This window comes from Ferruginibacter albus (assembly GCF_020042285.1).
GTDB lineage: Bacteria > Bacteroidota > Bacteroidia > Chitinophagales > Chitinophagaceae > Ferruginibacter > Ferruginibacter albus.
Genome location: NZ_CP083388.1, coordinates 2,150,324 through 2,172,925 on the forward strand (window position 1 = coordinate 2,150,324; position 22,602 = coordinate 2,172,925).

General features: G+C 40.9%; 1 protein-coding gene. It reads left to right on the forward strand.

Annotated elements, in window-relative coordinates:
- Positions 1 to 319 precede the first annotated feature (319 nt).
- Positions 320 to 22,534, forward strand: a complete 22,215-nt coding sequence (locus K9M53_RS09420; protein ID WP_224014159.1) for a sugar-binding protein — start codon at positions 320 to 322, stop codon at positions 22,532 to 22,534.
- Positions 22,535 to 22,602 lie beyond the last annotated feature (68 nt).

The window sequence follows — 22,602 nt, forward strand, 5'->3', positions numbered from 1 at the left end:
TTTATCAATATATATAATTAACTGAGTTAATTTTTTGCTAATTAGATTCTTAGCTGTAAATTGTACGCATAAAACGATTAAACGATTTGCTTGTAATAAGACTTTTCTCCTCATTTTGCTTGCGGAATTGCTAACTTAAAAATCTTATTGTACAGGTTGATTAATTTTTCAATTATTAAGATGGATTTTATACCCTTTGATGATTTGAAAGGCATTAAAGAATAGTAGATAGTAGTGAAGATTGTGAAAGGCTTTCCTTAATGATAACATATCCCAAAATCGCCCTCAGTTTTAATATGTTAATGGAGAATCTTGTTAAATGAAAAACCCAATTCTACTTTTTACATTATTGGGTTCTTTTTGGAGAATGCTGCTAACCGCCATAGAAAAAACTATGGGCAAAGGCTTTTTTTTTATATCCTTCCGCAAACTTATTTTTCCGTTTTTATTAATTGCATCGCTTTTTTGCACTACTAATACAATTGCACAAACTTTTTGCCAAACCTGGTCGTTAGCATCATCAACAGCGCAAACAGCTAATTCGGGCAATTCAACAACAGGCAATACAGAATTGATCGGCGCAGGAATGGCTACTCCAACCTATACAAACTCAGGTGGCTTTAGCTGGCAACGCTTTAATAAACCCGGTGGTGTAAACTGGCCGGCTACCGTTAATACAGCCGATAATATTTATCTTGAATTTCCTATAACACCTGCAACTGGGAATAACCTAACAATAACGAGTATTACTTTTAATACATTCCTAAGCAATAGTTCAGGTTCTCTTATTTTTAATGTATACGATGGAACTACTCCAACCGGAGCAACAGGCACAGCCTCTTCTACCAGTTCCGGTTCACCAGATAATGTTTCTATTCCGGTATCTATTTCGGTCCCCAACGGTTCTTCCAAATCATTACGCTTATATATAACAGGTAATAATGGAAGAACACTTGCTATAAAAAATGTTGTTATATGCGGAACATCAACTGCTGCATTCTGTGCCAATGCAACGTTAGGTGCTAATACTGCAGTGGCCGCCGGTACAATGGGTGCAGGAACCACCAGTAACATTCTTACTAATTTTTCTGTTGGTGCGCAAACAGCTTTAACCTTAACGAATTTTACGTTTCCATTTACAAATAGCGGGTTAACTGCAAGCGATATATCTAATTATAAACTTTACTACACTCCTACCAATATATTTACAGGAGCTACTTTATTAAGTACTGTTACTACTAATTTAACAACAAGTCCAATTAATTTTGGTCCGTTTTCTCAATCTATTACTGCAAATACTGCAGGATATTTCTGGGTGACTACCGATGTTGCAGGCGGTGCTACATCAGGGCATAGTATTACACCTTCCGCAATAGCCACAAGCAATTTAACTTTTTCGGGCACACCTACTACCTGTGGCTCCATAGCAGCTCAAGGCGCACAACAGATCATCGTATTATCTCCTCCAACTATTACAACCACTGCAGCCACAGGCGTTACCAGCACAACTGCTACAACAGGTGGTAATGTTACCAGCGATGGAGGCTCTAATATTTTAGAACGGGGTATCATTTATAGTACCAGCCCAATTACAGATACCAATAGCACATCAGGTGGCGGCAAAATCCTGAACGGAGTGAACAGTACCGGATCTTTTTCTACTTCACTTACAGGTTTACAACCCAATACCACTTATTATGTAAAAGCTTTTGCCGTTAACTCCGCAGGAGTAACCTATGGTACAGTACAAACATTTACCACACCGCCAACACCTCCAAGAAATTGCCTTAGTGGAGGAACCTACAATGGATGGCCCGGGAAATACGGTTCTTTTTATTTATACGCATATGCTAAAGCAGGAGAAAAAATTGATTGGGATGTTATTAGAACAAATGATGGAGGTAATCCCGGTACATGGACAATTAATATATATACACCTACCGGTTTTTTGACCAGTTGTACTATTAATGGTACGGTAGGAAGTGATTGTACAACAGCATTACAGAATGTAACAGCAGGTACAGAAGGTATCTGGACATTAGAAGCGATCCCCACCAGCACTTCAGATGACAACATTGTTTGCCCACGAATAAATGTGTACAATTCCGGCGGTACAGAAATTACCGGAAGAACATGGACAGAAAGCTTACATGGACATGATAATTCATCCGGCGTTGAGCCTGATTTTACTTTGTATTTTTTAACTCCGGGCGGATATCAATATTCTGCTACTTATTCCGGCATGAATGGTTTGTATTATACCATTGTATCCGATTCATTGGGTGTTCGTACAGCACCGGGGTCTTGTACTTCTGCTTATTCAAGCGTTTCTTATTCGGGAGTTAGTTCAGGTTTAGGCCCTGATGATGCCAATTGCGGCCCTTCTAACAAAATATTCTTTTCTTCTTTTGATGCCGGGCTTCCTGCATCGGCTCCACGTTTTAATGTAGCTGCAGGGAGCGGACAAGTAACAGAATCATTACTAACGCCACCGGTTATCCCAACTCTTTCAAATCCTGTTTTCAGCAGAACGAGCGCTTGTTTGGCAGCAGGTAAGATCAATTTTAATGTAACCAATTTTACGGGATCTGGAGTAATAGAGATTGATGTAAATAATAATGGCAGCTATGACGATCCTGTAGATATAAAAGATACGCTAAACTTTTCCAATGGCGCCAACTCTATTCCATTTAATGGATTAGACGGACTAGGAAATCAAATACCTATTTGGCAGCCAATGAATGTGAAAGTACTGATCGATAAAATTGGTGAAACGCATTTTGTACAAACTGATATAGAAATTTTTGGAGGGTTAAGAGTGACCAGGTTAAATGGTCCTCAAGCGCCGGACAACACTATTTATTGGAATGACACTAATCTTCCAAGTGGTTCTAACTGTTCTACTACACCATTAATAAACGGATCAGGTGGAGTGAATAGTTCCGGTGGCGGCGTGCATGACTGGACAGGTTGCGGAAGCAGTGCTACTGATAACGGAACAAACAGCGGTTCTATTAATCAAGGCTCCTGGGGTAATCAACGTTTAATTGACAACTGGGCTTATGTACAAGATAGCTCACTAACACATACTCTATTTGTTGCGCCTGTTATTGATACTACTTTTGCTTCTGTTTGTACAACTGCTTTACCTTATGTATGGAGCGGTCATACGTATAACACATCAGGAACTTTTAATGACACATTAACAAGCTCATCGGGTTGTGATTCTATTTCAACATTAGTATTGTCAGTAACCAATTGCGGTACATCCTGCGATGCATCTATGATCGTAGATGCAACATCAGCCATTACTATAAACGGAAGTGTAGAAGCTGCGTGGAGCAAAGCATTACCAAAGCCCATTCAAAAAGCAACTATCGGTACCATACCTGCAGATTTTGTAGGCACACAATGGAGAGGAATGTATGATGCCAACAATCTGTATTTATTAGTGCAGGTTAATGATCCTAATAATCAAAACGATGGCCCCAACTGGTGGGATGATGATGCTGTAGAAATTTTTATTGATGGCAATAACAGTAAAGGGACATCATACGATGCGGATGATTTTCAATTTGGGGTAAAAAGAGATGGAACAAAACAAGGTGGAACAAATATTGGCAGCAGGCTTGCCAATATAACCACTGCTGTTAATTCTAACGCTGCCGGGTACACGGTAGAAATTGCCATTCCCTGGACACAAATTGGAGGAGTACCTACAGATGGAAGAACGATCGGCATTGATGTGCAGGTAGATGATGATGATGATGGAGGTGCGAGAGATAGACAGGTTTCGTGGAGCACCAATAACAACCAGGCATTTACCAATCCAAGCTTATTTGGACAAGCCCCTTTGAAAACATGTACGCCTGCCCCACTTTCATTAATTTATGACAATACGAATCCGAGTTGTTCAGGATTTAGCAATGGTTCTATTAAAGCAACAGGTAATGGAGGAACACCCCCTTATACTTACACACTTACTGGTCCGGGAGGTCCATATACTTCCACAACAGGAACATTTTCAGGTTTAGCACCCGGGAATTATATAGTAACGGTAATGGATGCTGTGCCTAATACCGTTTCAAGCTCAACTATTACGATCACCAGTTTTGATAATCCATTGATCGTTTCCAACGATACAACTATCTGCCCCGGATCTGCTGTTCAATTATCTGCAACCGGCGGAAGCGGCGTATATACATGGTCTCCTGCGGGAAGTTTGAACAATCCGAATATTGCAAATCCTACTGCAACGCCAACAAGCACCACCACTTATACGGTTACTACTCAAACCAATACCAATCTTATTACCAATCCTGATTTTGAAGCAGGCAATGTAGGTTTTACATCTGATTATATAAACTATACATCACAAACAATAGCACGACAATCGTATGCTGTCGGTACAAACCCTCAAAACCTTGATCAGTATTTTACAACATGTCCCGATCATACCACAGGTTCAGGTAAAATGTTGATCGTTGATGGATCGGATGCGACTAATGGCGCTAATTATACGTTTTGGCAACAATCTATTCCTGTTAATATTGGCTCTACCTATACATTTTCTTATTGGATACAAAAAGTGTCAACCGATCCTGCACGCGGAAATGTACAAACGCAGATCAATGGAACACAAGTAGGTAGCACTATACAAGCGCCCGCTACTACTACATGCGGCAACTGGCAACAGGTTACGCAAACATGGGTAGCAAACTCAAGCACTGCAACCATATCATTATATGATCTGGATATAACAGGTTTAGGTAATGATTTTACTATTGATGACATGAATTTCTCTACACCTTGTACCGTAACAGATACGGTGAAGGTCATTGTGGATACCGTAAGAAAGAGTATTTCTGACACAAGTGTTTGTAGTAATTCATTCCCTGTAGTTTGGAATAGTAATACATACAATGCAGCTGGTTCATATAATGATACATTAACAAGTCTCGTTACTCATTGCGACTCGATTGCAACATTGCATATCACAATAAAACCAATAAGCACCAGTACAAAAGACTCAAGCGTTTGCAGCAATGCCTTACCTATAACATGGAATGGAAAAACCTATTCAACTCCAGGCTCTTACCAGGATACATTGGTAAATAGTGTAGGATGTGATTCCATTGCAACATTGAATTTGACAATAAAAGCAGTTACTACAAAAATTATTGACACAAGTGTTTGCAACAGTACGTTGCCCTTTAATTGGAACGGGCATAATTATTCATCTGGAGGTTCATATAAAGATACTTTGGTTAATAGTGTTGGCTGTGATTCGATACTGACTTTAAATCTAACCATTAAAGACACTACAACAAGTGATACTGTGGTAACCAAATGCTCTAATCAATTACCATTTGTTTGGAATGGCAATAACTATAATACTTCGACTGTCGCTTCGCTTCACTTTACTAACAGTGCAGGTTGTGATTCGATCGCTACACTTCATTTTACAGTTAAGGACACAACAACAAGCGATACAGTTGTAACTCGTTGCTCCAATCAATTGCCGTTTGTTTGGAATGGCAATAACTATAATGCTTCGACGGTCGCTTCATTACATTTCACTAATAGTGCAGGTTGCGACTCAATCGCTACGCTTCATTTTACTGTAAAGGATACAACGGTGAGTGATACAGTGGTAATTCGTTGTTCCAACCAATTGCCGTTTGTTTGGAATGGCAATAATTATTCTTCGTCGACAGTTGCTTCATTACATTTCACCAATAGTGCAGGTTGCGACTCCATCGCTATGCTTCACTTTACTGTAAAGGATACAACGGTGAGCGATACTGTGGTAACCAAATGCTCTAACCAATTGCCTTTTGTTTGGAATGGCAATAATTATACAAGCTCTACTGTTGCTTCATTACATTTCACCAACAGTGCAGGTTGCGACTCCATCGCTACGCTTCATTTTACTGTAAAGGATACAACGGTGAGTGATACAGTGGTAATTCGTTGTTCCAACCAATTGCCGTTTGTTTGGAATGGCAATAACTATACAAGCTCTACAGTTGCTTCATTACATTTCACCAATAGTGCAGGTTGTGATTCGATTGCTACACTTCACTTTACAGTTAAGGATACAACGGTGAGCGATACTGTCGTAACTCGTTGTTCTAATCAATTGCCGTTTGTTTGGAATGGTAATAATTATTCTTCGTCGACAGTTGCTTCATTACATTTTACCAATAGTGCAGGTTGTGACTCCATCGCTACACTTCACTTTACAGTTAAGGATACAACGGTGAGCGATACTGTCGTAACTCGTTGTTCTAACCAGTTGCCGTTTGTTTGGAATGGCAATAATTATTCTTCGTCAACAGTTGCTTCATTACATTTTACCAATAGTGCAGGTTGTGACTCCATCGCTACACTTCACTTTACAGTTAAGGATACAACGGTGAGCGATACTGTCGTAACTCGTTGTTCTAACCAGTTGCCGTTTGTTTGGAATGGCAATAACTATTCTTCGTCAACAGTTGCTTCATTACATTTTACCAATAGTGCAGGTTGCGACTCCATCGCTACGCTTCACTTTACTGTAAAGGATACAACGGTGAGCGATACTGTCGTAACTCGTTGTTCTAATCAATTGCCTTTTATTTGGAATGGTAATAATTATTCTTCGTCGACGGTCGCTTCATTGCATTTTACCAATAGTGCAGGTTGCGACTCCATCGCTACACTTCACTTTACAGTTAAGGATACTACAACAAGCGATACAGTTGTAACTCGTTGTTCCAACCAATTACCGTTCATTTGGAATGGTAATAATTATACAAACTCTACCACCGCTTCACTTCACTTTACTAATAGCGCAGGTTGTGACTCCATCGCTACTCTTCACTTTACAGTTAAGGATACAACGGTGAGTGATACTGTGGTAACCAAATGCTCTAATCAATTACCATTTGTTTGGAATGGCAATAATTATATAAGCACTACAACGGCTTCGCTTCACTTTACTAATAGTGCAGGTTGTGATTCTATCGCTACGCTTCACTTTACAGTTAAGGATACAACGGTGAGCGACACTGTCGTAACTCGTTGTTCCAACCAATTGCCGTTTGTTTGGAATGGCAATAACTATAATGCGTCGACGGTTGCTTCATTACATTTTACCAATAGTGCAGGTTGCGACTCCATCGCTACGCTTCACTTTACTGTAAAGGATACAACGGTGAGTGATACTGTCGTAACTCGTTGTTCTAACCAGTTGCCGTTTGTTTGGAATGGCAATAACTATAATGCGTCGACGGTTGCTTCATTACATTTTACCAATAGTGCAGGTTGCGACTCCATCGCTACGCTTCACTTTGCTGTAAAGGATACAGCGGTGAGTGATACTGTGGTAACTCGTTGTTCTAACCAGTTGCCGTTTGTTTGGAATGGCAATAACTATAATGCGTCGACAGTTGCTTCATTACATTTTACCAATAGTGCAGGTTGTGACTCCATCGCTACACTTCACTTTGCTGTAAAGGATACAGCGGTGAGCGATACTGTCGTAACTCGTTGTTCTAACCAGTTGCCATTTGTTTGGAATGGCAATAACTATAATGCGTCGACGGTTGCTTCATTACATTTTACCAATAGTGCAGGTTGCGACTCCATCGCTACGCTTCACTTTACTGTAAAGGATACAACGGTGAGTGATACTGTGGTAACCAAATGCTCTAATCAATTACCATTTGTTTGGAATGGCAATAATTATTCTTCGTCGACAGTTGCTTCATTACATTTTACCAATAGTGCAGGTTGTGACTCCATCGCTACGCTTCACTTTACAGTTAAGGATACAACGGTGAGCGATACTGTCGTAACTCGTTGTTCTAACCAGTTGCCGTTTGTTTGGAATGGCAATAATTATTCTTCGTCGACAGTTGCTTCATTACATTTCACCAATAGTGCAGGTTGCGACTCCATCGCTACACTTCACTTTGCTGTAAAGGATACAGCGGTGAGTGATACTGTGGTAACTCGTTGTTCTAACCAGTTGCCGTTTGTTTGGAATGGCAATAACTATAATGCGTCGACAGTTGCTTCATTACATTTTACCAATAGTGCAGGTTGTGACTCCATCGCTACACTTCACTTTGCTGTAAAGGATACAGCGGTGAGTGATACTGTGGTAACTCGTTGTTCTAACCAGTTGCCGTTTGTTTGGAATGGCAATAACTATAATGCGTCGACAGTTGCTTCATTACATTTTACCAATAGTGCAGGTTGTGACTCCATCGCTACACTTCACTTTGCTGTGAAGGACACAGCGGTGAGCGATACTGTCGTAACTCGTTGTTCTAACCAGTTGCCATTTGTTTGGAATGGCAATAACTATAATGCGTCGACGGTTGCTTCATTACATTTTACCAATAGTGCAGGTTGCGACTCCATCGCTACGCTTCACTTTACTGTAAAGGATACAACGGTGAGTGATACAGTGGTAATTCGTTGTTCCAACCAATTGCCGTTTGTTTGGAATGGCAATAACTATACAAGCTCTACTGTTGCTTCATTGCATTTTACTAACAGTGCAGGTTGCGACTCCATCGCTACGCTTCACTTTACAGTTAAGGATACAACGGTGAGCGATACTGTCGTAACTCGTTGTTCTAACCAGTTGCCGTTTGTTTGGAATGGCAATAACTATAATGCGTCGACGGTCGCTTCATTGCATTTTACCAATAGTGCAGGTTGCGACTCGATTGCTACGCTTCACTTTACTGTAAAGGATACAACGGTGAGCGATACTGTCGTAACTCGTTGTTCTAACCAATTGCCTTTTGTTTGGAATGGCAATAATTATTCTTCGTCGACAGTTGCTTCATTACATTTTGCCAATAGTGCAGGTTGTGATTCTATCGCTACGCTTCACTTTACTGTAAAGGATACAACGGTGAGCGATACTGTCGTAACTCGTTGTTCTAACCAATTGCCTTTTGTTTGGAATGGCAATAATTATTCTTCGTCGACAGTTGCTTCATTACATTTTGCCAATAGTGCAGGTTGTGACTCCATCGCTACACTTCACTTTACAGTTAAGGATACAACGGTGAGCGATACTGTCGTAACTCGTTGTTCTAACCAGTTGCCATTTGTTTGGAATGGCAATAACTATAATGCGTCGACGGTTGCTTCATTACATTTTACCAATAGTGCAGGTTGTGACTCCATCGCTACGCTTCACTTTACAGTTAAGGATACAACGGTGAGCGATACTGTCGTAACTCGTTGTTCTAACCAGTTGCCGTTTGTTTGGAATGGCAATAACTATACAAGCTCTACTGTTGCTTCATTGCATTTCACCAATAGTGCAGGTTGTGATTCGATCGCTACACTTCATTTTACAGTTAAGGACACAACAACAAGCGATACAGTTGTAACTCGTTGCTCCAATCAATTGCCGTTTGTTTGGAATGGCAATAACTATAATGCTTCGACGGTCGCTTCATTACATTTCACTAATAGTGCAGGTTGCGACTCAATCGCTACACTTCACTTTACTGTAAAGGATACAACGGTGAGTGATACAGTCGTAACTCGTTGTTCCAATCAATTGCCGTTTGTTTGGAATGGCAATAACTATAATACTTCGACGGTCGCTTCGCTTCACTTTACTAATAGCGCAGGTTGTGACTCCATCGCTACTCTTCACTTTACAGTTAAGGATACAACGGTGAGTGATACTGTCGTAACTCGTTGTTCCAATCAATTGCCGTTTGTTTGGAATGGCAATAATTATACAAGCTCTACAGTTGCTTCATTACATTTCACCAATAGTGCAGGTTGTGATTCGATTGCTACACTTCACTTTACTGTAAAGGATACAACGGTGAGCGATACTGTCGTAACTCGTTGTTCTAATCAATTGCCGTTTGTTTGGAATGGTAATAATTATTCTTCGTCGACAGTTGCTTCATTACATTTTACCAATAGTGCAGGTTGTGACTCCATCGCTACACTTCACTTTACAGTTAAGGATACAACGGTGAGCGATACTGTCGTAACTCGTTGTTCTAACCAGTTGCCGTTTGTTTGGAATGGCAATAATTATTCTTCGTCAACAGTTGCTTCATTACATTTTACCAATAGTGCAGGTTGTGACTCCATCGCTACACTTCACTTTACAGTTAAGGATACAACGGTGAGCGATACTGTCGTAACTCGTTGTTCTAACCAGTTGCCGTTTGTTTGGAATGGCAATAACTATTCTTCGTCAACAGTTGCTTCATTACATTTTACCAATAGTGCAGGTTGCGACTCCATCGCTACGCTTCACTTTACTGTAAAGGATACAACGGTGAGCGATACTGTCGTAACTCGTTGTTCTAATCAATTGCCTTTTATTTGGAATGGTAATAATTATTCTTCGTCGACGGTCGCTTCATTGCATTTTACCAATAGTGCAGGTTGCGACTCCATCGCTACACTTCACTTTACAGTTAAGGATACTACAACAAGCGATACAGTTGTAACTCGTTGTTCCAACCAATTACCGTTCATTTGGAATGGTAATAATTATACAAACTCTACCACCGCTTCACTTCACTTTACTAATAGCGCAGGTTGTGACTCCATCGCTACTCTTCACTTTACAGTTAAGGATACAACGGTGAGTGATACTGTGGTAACCAAATGCTCTAATCAATTACCATTTGTTTGGAATGGCAATAATTATATAAGCACTACAACGGCTTCGCTTCACTTTACTAATAGTGCAGGTTGTGATTCTATCGCTACGCTTCACTTTACAGTTAAGGATACAACGGTGAGCGACACTGTCGTAACTCGTTGTTCCAACCAATTGCCGTTTGTTTGGAATGGCAATAACTATAATGCGTCGACGGTTGCTTCATTACATTTTACCAATAGTGCAGGTTGCGACTCCATCGCTACGCTTCACTTTACTGTAAAGGATACAACGGTGAGTGATACTGTCGTAACTCGTTGTTCTAACCAGTTGCCGTTTGTTTGGAATGGCAATAACTATAATGCGTCGACGGTTGCTTCATTACATTTTACCAATAGTGCAGGTTGCGACTCCATCGCTACGCTTCACTTTGCTGTAAAGGATACAGCGGTGAGTGATACTGTGGTAACTCGTTGTTCTAACCAGTTGCCGTTTGTTTGGAATGGCAATAACTATAATGCGTCGACAGTTGCTTCATTACATTTTACCAATAGTGCAGGTTGTGACTCCATCGCTACACTTCACTTTGCTGTAAAGGATACAGCGGTGAGCGATACTGTCGTAACTCGTTGTTCTAACCAGTTGCCATTTGTTTGGAATGGCAATAACTATAATGCGTCGACGGTTGCTTCATTACATTTTACCAATAGTGCAGGTTGCGACTCCATCGCTACGCTTCACTTTACTGTAAAGGATACAACGGTGAGTGATACTGTGGTAACCAAATGCTCTAATCAATTACCATTTGTTTGGAATGGCAATAATTATTCTTCGTCGACAGTTGCTTCATTACATTTTACCAATAGTGCAGGTTGTGACTCCATCGCTACGCTTCACTTTACAGTTAAGGATACAACGGTGAGCGATACTGTCGTAACTCGTTGTTCTAACCAGTTGCCGTTTGTTTGGAATGGCAATAATTATTCTTCGTCGACAGTTGCTTCATTACATTTCACCAATAGTGCAGGTTGCGACTCCATCGCTACACTTCACTTTGCTGTAAAGGATACAGCGGTGAGTGATACTGTGGTAACTCGTTGTTCTAACCAGTTGCCGTTTGTTTGGAATGGCAATAACTATAATGCGTCGACAGTTGCTTCATTACATTTTACCAATAGTGCAGGTTGTGACTCCATCGCTACACTTCACTTTGCTGTAAAGGATACAGCGGTGAGCGATACTGTCGTAACTCGTTGTTCTAACCAGTTGCCATTTGTTTGGAATGGCAATAACTATAATGCGTCGACGGTTGCTTCATTACATTTTACCAATAGTGCAGGTTGCGACTCCATCGCTACGCTTCACTTTACTGTAAAGGATACAACGGTGAGCGATACTGTCGTAACTCGTTGTTCTAACCAGTTGCCGTTTGTTTGGAATGGCAATAATTATACAAGCTCTACTGTTGCTTCATTACATTTTACCAATAGCGCTGGTTGTGATTCTATTGCTACATTACATTTAATTGTAAGTCCTCCGTCAGTTATTGTGACCGATTCTATCAAGGATTGCAGCAGCGTCACCTTTAACGGTATCACTTATACCTCATCTGCATCTGTAACGGACACGACAAGAAGCGGAGGTGGTTGTGATAGCTTATATCATACTACTAACATCATTATTACACCAATAACTCCGGTAACGGTTACTGACTCGATAAAAGATTGCAGCAGCGTCACCTTTAACGGTATTACTTATACTTCATCTGCTTCGGTAAAAGATACCACAAGAAGCGCAGGCGGTTGCGATAGTTTGTATCATACGACTAATATCATTATTGCGCCAATAACTCCGGTAACGGTTACTGACTCTATCAAAGATTGCAGCAGCGTCACCTTTAACGGTATTACGTATACCTCTTCAGCGTCCGTAACAGATACCACAAGAAGCGCAGGCGGTTGTGATAGTTTGTATCATACTACAAACATTATCATTGCTCCTATTGTTCCGGCTATTACTGTTGATTCTATCAAGGATTGCAGCAGCGTCACCTTTAACGGTATCACTTATACCTCGTCTGCATCCGTAACGGACACGACAAGAAGTGCAGGTGGTTGCGATAGCTTATATCATACTACTAACATCATTATTGCGCCAATAACTCCGGTAACGGTTACTGACTCTATCAAGGATTGCAGCAGCGTCACCTTTAACGGTATCACTTATACCTCGTCTGCATCCGTAACAGACACGACAAGAAGTGCAGGTGGTTGCGATAGTTTGTATCATACAACCAATATCATCATTGCACCGATCGTTCCGGTTATTACTGTTGATTCTATCAAGGATTGCAGCAGCGTCACCTTTAACGGTATCACTTATACTTCATCTGCTTCAGTAACAGATACCACAAGAAGCGCAGGCGGTTGCGATAGTTTGTATCATACTACAAACATTATCATTGCGCCGATCGTTCCGGTAACTGTGACTGACTCTATCAAGGATTGCAGCAGTGTCACCTTTAACGGTATCACTTATACCTCTTCAGCGTCCGTAACAGATACCACAAGAAGCGCAGGCGGTTGTGATAGCTTGTATCATACGACTAATATCATTATTGCGCCAATAACTCCGGTAACGGTTATTGACTCGATAAAAGATTGCAGCAGCGTCACCTTTAACGGTATTACGTATACTTCATCTGCTTCGGTAACAGATACCACAAGAAGCGCAGGCGGTTGCGATAGTTTGTATCATACGACCAATATCATCATTGCGCCGATCGTTCCGGTTATTACTGTTGATTCTATCAAGGATTGCAGCAGCGTCACCTTTAACGGTATTACGTATACCTCTTCAGCATCCGTAACAGATACCACAAGAAGTGCAGGTGGTTGTGACAGCTTGTATCATACTACAAACATTATTATTACGCCGATAACTCCGGTAACGGTTATTGACTCGATAAAAGATTGCAGCAGCGTCACCTTTAACGGTATTACGTATACAACGTCAGCATCTGTAACAGATACCACAAGAAGTGCAGGTGGTTGTGACAGCTTGTATCATACTACAAACATTATTATTACGCCGATAACTCCGGTAACGGTTACTGACTCTATTAAAGATTGCAGCAGCGTCACCTTTAACGGTATTACTTATACTTCATCTGCTTCGGTAACAGATACCACAAGAAGCGCAGGCGGTTGCGATAGTTTGTATCATACGACTAATATCATTATTGCGCCGATCGTTCCGGTTATTACTGTTGATTCTATCAAGGATTGCAGCAGCGTCACCTTTAACGGTATCACTTATACCTCTTCAGCGTCCGTAACAGATACCACAAGAAGCGCAGGCGGTTGTGATAGCTTGTATCATACGACTAATATCATTATTGCGCCAATAACTCCGGTAACGGTTATTGACTCTATTAAAGATTGCAGCAGCGTCACCTTTAACGGTATTACGTATACTTCATCTGCTTCGGTAACAGATACCACAAGAAGCGCAGGCGGTTGCGATAGTTTGTATCATACGACCAATATCATCATTGCGCCGATCGTTCCGGTTATTACTGTTGATTCTATCAAGGATTGCAGCAGCGTCACCTTTAACGGTATCACGTATACTTCATCTGCTTCAGTAACAGATACCACAAGAAGCGCAGGCGGTTGCGATAGTTTGTATCATACGACCAATATCATCATTGCGCCGATCGTTCCGGTTATTACTGTTGATTCTATCAAGGATTGTAGCAGTATTACCTTTAACGGTATCACTTATACTTCATCTGCTTCGGTAACAGATACCACAAGAAGCGCAGGCGGTTGTGATAGCTTGTATCATACGACTAATATCATTATTGCGCCAATAACTCCGGTAACGGTTATTGACTCGATAAAAGATTGCAGCAGCGTCACCTTTAACGGTATCACTTATACTTCATCTGCTTCGGTAACAGATACCACAAGAAGCGCAGGCGGTTGCGATAGTTTGTATCATACGACTAATATCATTATTGCTCCTATTGTTCCGGTAACGGTTACTGACTCTATCAAGGATTGCAGCAGCGTTATTTTTAACGGTATAACTTATACCTCGTCTGCTTCAGTAACGGATACTACCAAAACTGCTGGTGGTTGTGATAGTTTGTATCATACAACCAATATCATCATTGCACCGATCGTTCCGTTAACGGTTACTGACTCTATCAAGGATTGCAGCAGTGTCACCTTTAACGGTATCACTTATACCTCTTCTGCTTCCGTAACAGACACGACAAGAAGTGCAGGTGGTTGTGATAGCTTGTATCATACAACCAATATCATCATTGCACCGATCGTTCCGGTTGTTACTGTTGATTCTATCAAGGATTGCAGTAGCGTCACCTTTAACGGTATAACCTATACCTCATCTGCTTCGGTAACAGATACCACAAGAAGCGCAGGCGGTTGTGATAGTTTGTATCATACTACTAATATCATTATTGCTCCTATTGTTCCGGTTATTACTGTCGATTCTATCAAAGATTGCAGCAGTGTCACCTTTAACGGTATTACTTATACTTCATCTGCTTCGGTAACAGATACCACAAGAAGCGCAGGCGGTTGTGATAGCTTGTATCATACGACTAATATCATTATTGCGCCAATAACTCCGGTAACGGTTATTGACTCGATAAAAGATTGCAGCAGTGTCACCTTTAACGGTATCACTTATACCTCTTCAGCATCCGTAACAGATACCACAAGAAGTGCAGGTGGTTGTGATAGCTTATATCATACAACCAATATCATTATTGCGCCGATCGTTCCGGCTATTACTGTTGATTCTATCAAGGATTGCAGCAGCGTTATTTTTAACGGTATCACTTATACCTCTTCTGCTTCAGTAACGGATACTACCAAAACTGCAGGTGGTTGTGACAGCTTATATCATACTACAAACATTATCATTGCGCCGATCGTTCCGGTAACTGTGACTGACTCTATCAAAGATTGCAGCAGCGTCACCTTTAACGGCATAACCTATACCTCATCAGCATCCGTAACAGATACGACAAGAAGTGCAGGCGGTTGTGATAGTTTGTATCATACTACTAATATCATCATTGCTCCTATTGTTCCGGTTATTACTGTCGATTCTATCAAGGATTGCAGCAGCGTCACCTTTAACGGTATTACGTATACCTCATCAGCATCCGTAACAGACACGACAAGAAGTGCAGGTGGTTGTGATAGCTTGTATCATACAACCAATATCATCATTGCACCGATCGTTCCGGTTGTTACTGTTGATTCTATCAAGGATTGCAGCAGCGTCACCTTTAACGGTATCACTTATACTTCATCTGCTTCGGTAACAGATACCACAAGAAGCGCAGGCGGTTGCGATAGTTTGTATCATACGACTAATATCATTATTGCGCCGATCGTTCCGGTAACGGTTACTGACTCTATCAAGGATTGCAGCAGCGTTATTTTTAACGGTATAACTTATACCTCGTCTGCTTCAGTAACGGATACTACCAAAACTGCTGGTGGTTGTGATAGTTTGTATCATACAACTAATATCATCATTGCTCCTATTGTTCCGGTAACGGTTACTGACTCTATTAAAGATTGCAGCAGTATTACCTTTAACGGCATTACTTATACCTCGTCTGCTTCAGTAACAGATACTACCAAAACTGCAGGTGGTTGTGATAGTTTGTATCATACTACGAACATCATCATCGCTCCAATAGTTCCGGTAACTGTGACTGATTCTATCAAAGATTGCAGCAGTGTCACCTTTAACGGTATTACGTATACCTCTTCAGCGTCCGTAACAGATACCACAAGAAGTGCAGGCGGTTGTGATAGCTTATATCATACGACTAATATCATTATTGCGCCAATAACTCCGGTAACGGTTATTGACTCGATAAAAGATTGCAGCAGCGTCACCTTTAACGGTATTACGTATACAACGTCAGCATCTGTAACAGATACCACAAGAAGTGCAGGCGGTTGTGATAGTTTGTATCATACGACTAATATCATCATTGCTTCTATTGTTCCGGTTATTACTGTCGATTCTATCAAGGATTGCAGCAGCGTCACCTTTAACGGTATCACTTATACCTCTTCTGCGTCCGTAACAGACACGACAAGAAGTGCAGGTGGTTGCGATAGTTTGTATCATACAACCAATATCATCATTGCACCGATCGTTCCGGTTGTTACTGTTGATTCTATCAAGGATTGCAGCAGCGTCACCTTTAACGGTATCACTTATACCTCTTCTGCGTCCGTAACAGACACGACAAGAAGTGCAGGTGGTTGCGATAGTTTGTATCATACAACCAATATCATCATTGCACCGATCGTTCCGGTTGTTACTGTTGATTCTATCAAGGATTGCAGTAGCGTCACCTTTAACGGTATAACCTATACCTCATCTGCTTCGGTAACAGATACCACAAGAAGCGCAGGCGGTTGTGATAGTTTGTATCATACTACTAATATCATTATTGCTCCTATTGTTCCGGTAACGGTTACTGACTCTATCAAAGATTGCAGCAGTGTCACCTTTAACGGTATTACGTATACCTCTTCAGCATCCGTAACAGATACCACAAGAAGTGCAGGTGGTTGTGACAGCTTGTATCATACTACAAACATTATTATTACGCCGATAACTCCGGTAACGGTTATTGACTCGATAAAAGATTGCAGCAGTATTACCTTTAACGGTATTACGTATACAACGTCAGCATCTGTAACAGATACCACAAGAAGCGCAGGCGGTTGCGATAGTTTGTATCATACGACCAATATCATCATTGCGCCGATCGTTCCGGTTATTACTGTTGATTCTATCAAGGATTGCAGCAGCGTCACCTTTAACGGTATCACGTATACTTCATCTGCTTCAGTAACAGATACCACAAGAAGCGCAGGCGGTTGCGATAGTTTGTATCATACGACCAATATCATCATTGCGCCGATCGTTCCGGTTATTACTGTTGATTCTATCAAGGATTGTAGCAGTATTACCTTTAACGGTATCACTTATACTTCATCTGCTTCGGTAACAGATACCACAAGAAGCGCAGGCGGTTGTGATAGCTTGTATCATACGACTAATATCATTATTGCGCCAATAACTCCGGTAACGGTTATTGACTCGATAAAAGATTGCAGCAGCGTCACCTTTAACGGTATCACTTATACTTCATCTGCTTCGGTAACAGATACCACAAGAAGCGCAGGCGGTTGCGATAGTTTGTATCATACGACTAATATCATTATTGCTCCTATTGTTCCGGTAACGGTTACTGACTCTATCAAGGATTGCAGCAGCGTTATTTTTAACGGTATAACTTATACCTCGTCTGCTTCAGTAACGGATACTACCAAAACTGCTGGTGGTTGTGATAGTTTGTATCATACAACCAATATCATCATTGCACCGATCGTTCCGTTAACGGTTACTGACTCTATCAAGGATTGCAGCAGTGTCACCTTTAACGGTATCACTTATACCTCTTCTGCTTCCGTAACAGACACGACAAGAAGTGCAGGTGGTTGTGATAGCTTGTATCATACAACCAATATCATCATTGCACCGATCGTTCCGGTTGTTACTGTTGATTCTATCAAGGATTGCAGTAGCGTCACCTTTAACGGTATAACCTATACCTCATCTGCTTCGGTAACAGATACCACAAGAAGCGCAGGCGGTTGTGATAGTTTGTATCATACTACTAATATCATTATTGCTCCTATTGTTCCGGTTATTACTGTCGATTCTATCAAAGATTGCAGCAGTGTCACCTTTAACGGTATTACTTATACTTCATCTGCTTCGGTAACAGATACCACAAGAAGCGCAGGCGGTTGTGATAGCTTGTATCATACGACTAATATCATTATTGCGCCAATAACTCCGGTAACGGTTACTGACTCTATCAAGGATTGCAGCAGTGTCACCTTTAACGGTATCACTTATACCTCTTCAGCATCCGTAACAGATACCACAAGAAGTGCAGGTGGTTGTGATAGCTTATATCATACAACCAATATCATTATTGCGCCGATCGTTCCGGCTATTACTGTTGATTCTATCAAGGATTGCAGCAGCGTTATTTTTAACGGTATCACTTATACCTCTTCTGCTTCAGTAACGGATACTACCAAAACTGCAGGTGGTTGTGACAGCTTATATCATACTACAAACATTATCATTGCGCCGATCGTTCCGGTAACTGTGACTGACTCTATCAAAGATTGCAGCAGCGTCACCTTTAACGGCATAACCTATACCTCATCAGCATCCGTAACAGATACGACAAGAAGTGCAGGCGGTTGTGATAGTTTGTATCATACTACTAATATCATCATTGCTCCTATTGTTCCGGTTATTACTGTCGATTCTATCAAGGATTGCAGCAGCGTCACCTTTAACGGTATTACGTATACCTCATCAGCATCCGTAACAGATACTACCAAAACTGCAGGTGGTTGTGACAGCTTATATCATACTACAAACATTATCATTGCGCCGATCGTTCCGGTAACTGTGACTGATTCTATCAAAGATTGCAGCAGTATTACCTTTAACGGTATTACTTATACCTCATCTGCTTCGGTAACGGATACTACCAAAACTGCTGGTGGTTGCGATAGTTTGTATCATACGACTAATATCATTATTGCGCCAATAACTCCGGTAACGGTTACTGACTCTATCAAAGATTGCAGCAGGGTCACCTTTAACGGTATAACCTATACCTCATCTGCTTCGGTAACGGATACTACCAAAACTGCTGGTGGTTGTGATAGTTTGTATCATACAACCAATATCATTATTACACCAATTACACCTGTCACAATAATTGATACACTGAAGAATTGCAACAGTGTAATCTTTAATGGCATCACATACACCTCATCCACTTCAATAGCAGATACAATAAGAAGCATTGGTGGTTGCGATAGCTTATATCATACAACAAATATTATTATCCTAACTCCTACTAATAGCTCAGACACAATTACTATTTGCACCGGTGCATTACCTTATTCATGGAATGGAAATTCTTATACTTCGGCTGGCATATATAATGTACCATTAATCAATGTTGCAGGCTGTGATTCCACTGCAACTCTTGATCTTATGGTTAGCGACTCAACAACAAGCTTTGATTCTGTAACAGTTTGCACTACAGCTTTGCCTTATCACTGGAATGGTGTTGATTATTCTACCGCAGGAACATATAATTATCACAGTACCGGTATAGGCGGTTGCGATTCTATTGCAACATTGAAATTGAATATTGTTATTTGTTGCGATACGACAAGAAGTACCAATACACAAACTATCTGTTCTAATCAATTACCGTATCATTGGAATGGTGTTGACTATACAGCTACCGGTTCTTATACTTATCAAACTGCAAATGCAGGCGGATGCGATTCAATCGCAACATTAGTATTAACTGTAACAGATACTACATTAGGAACAGACAGCAAAACCATTTGTTCCAATCAATTGCCATATACATGGAATGGAACTGTTTATACAAGCGGTGGTACTTACCAATATCATACTACCAATGTAGCCAATTGTGATTCGCTCGTTACTTTAACATTGACTGTAACAGATACTACCAGAGAAACAATTAATAAAATTATTTGCTCCAATCAATTACCATTTAACTGGAATGGCGTTGATTATACAATTCCGGGAGCTTATACTTATCACACCGCAAGTACTGCCGGATGCGATTCCATTGCAACATTGATCTTAACGGTTTCTGACACTACCGTTGGAACAGACAGCAAGATCATCTGTTCCAATCAATTGCCATTTAACTGGAATGGTGTTGATTATACTGCTGCGGGCACTTATCAATATCATACTGCCAATGCAGCCGGTTGCGATTCTATCGTTACTTTAACATTGACCATCCACGATACTACTACCAGCTTAACAACTACTGCTGTATGCGCAAGTCAATTGCCTTATTCATGGAATGGTAACTCATATGCTGATTCGGGAAATTACCATGTACAGCTAACAAATGCAACAGGATGCGATTCAATTGCTACCTTACACTTAACATTAAAAGCCACAAGTTCGAGCATTACGAATATCAATGTATGCCCGGGACAATTACCTTATTCATGGAATGGCAACTCCTATAATGGCACAGGAAATTATTCTGCCACATTTGTAAATGCAGCAGGTTGCGATTCTGTCGCTATTCTTAATCTGACAGTTTCGTCTACTATCAATACTTCTGTGGATGCAAGCACCTGCCCATCAGCTTTACCATATAGCTGGAATGGCAATAGCTATGCCGCTGCCGGCGACTATAGTATTACACTGAAAAATATTGCAGGATGCGATTCTGTGGTGACCTTACATTTAACATTGAAGAATACAACTATTAGCAATACTAATATCGCAGTTTGTGCGGGCAGCTTGCCTTACACCTGGAATGGCAATCCGTATACATCTGCTGGTGTTTACAATGTAACCTTGACCAATGCGGCTGGTTGTGATTCTATTGCCACATTAAATCTTACATTAAAAGCAGCTACCAACAGCACTACTAATATTGCTGTTTGTGCAAGTCAATTGCCTTATTCATGGAACGGAAACGCATACTCTGCTCCTGGCAGCTACAATGTAACATTAACAAATGCAGCAGGCTGCGATTCCATAGCCACATTGAATCTTAGCACTAAACAAACATCGGCAAGCAGTACCACCATTTCTGTTTGTCCAAATCAATTACCTGTTAGCTGGAATGGGAACGCATACTCTTCTGCAGGCAGCTACCCTGTAACTTTAACGAATGCCGCAGGTTGTGATTCTATTGCCACACTTATTCTTCAGGTAAAAGCAGTTACTACCAGCAACATTACAACAAGCATCTGCCCATCGCAATTACCATATACATGGAATGGAAATTCTTACTCAACCGCAGGTACTTATGCCGTAACGTTAACAAATGCAGCAGGCTGCGATTCTATCATAACACTGAATCTTATTGTAAATTCGGCTACGGCAAGTGTTACCAGCCAAACAATTTGTCCTAATCAATTGCCATATACCTGGAATGGTAAAACTTACTCGTCTGGCGGAACTTATTCGGTTACTCTAACCAATGCGAACGGTTGCGATTCTGTTGCCACTTTAGTATTGAAAACATTGGCGGCTCCTGTTGTACAGGCTACGTCAGTTTATGGATGTAACAGCTTAACGTATGAAGGAGTAACTTATACTCAATCGACCAAGCTGCAGAAAAATATAACGAACGTGAACGGTTGCGATAGTATCCAGATAGTTACTTATGTAAATATCACTACACAACAGTTTGATCTGCAACTAACGGCTACGCCTAACCCGGTTGATAAAGGCAAGCCGGTAACTATCAAAACAGGTTCTACCACTCCTTATAGTATAACGGCATGGGAACCTGCAGTTTTGTTCGGTTCGCAAACAGCGCTGAGCCAGGTATTAATGCCTGACACGGCAACAGTAGTAAAAGTAACGGCTAAATCAGATGCAGGTTGTGTTACCACTGCCGAAATTGCAATAGCGGTGCTGCGTCCATACGATTTCTGGGTGCCCAATTCATTTACTCCAAATGATGATGGCATGAATGATTATTTCAGTGTATATGGAACAACGGTTAAAAAAGGTTTATTGCGCATCTACAACCAATGGGGGCAATTAATATATGAAACCACAGATATAAAACGTGGGTGGGATGGTAAGTTCAAAGGAGTACCGCAACCTGTAGGTGTTTATGCATATGTAGTATTTGCCGAAATGTATGATGGCAATTCTGTTACTGATAAAGGATTTTTGAATTTAATAAGATAGACTCGAAGCTATTGTTGAAAAAAGAATAAGCAGTACAAGGGAGTGACACAACGATGATGCTATGAAAA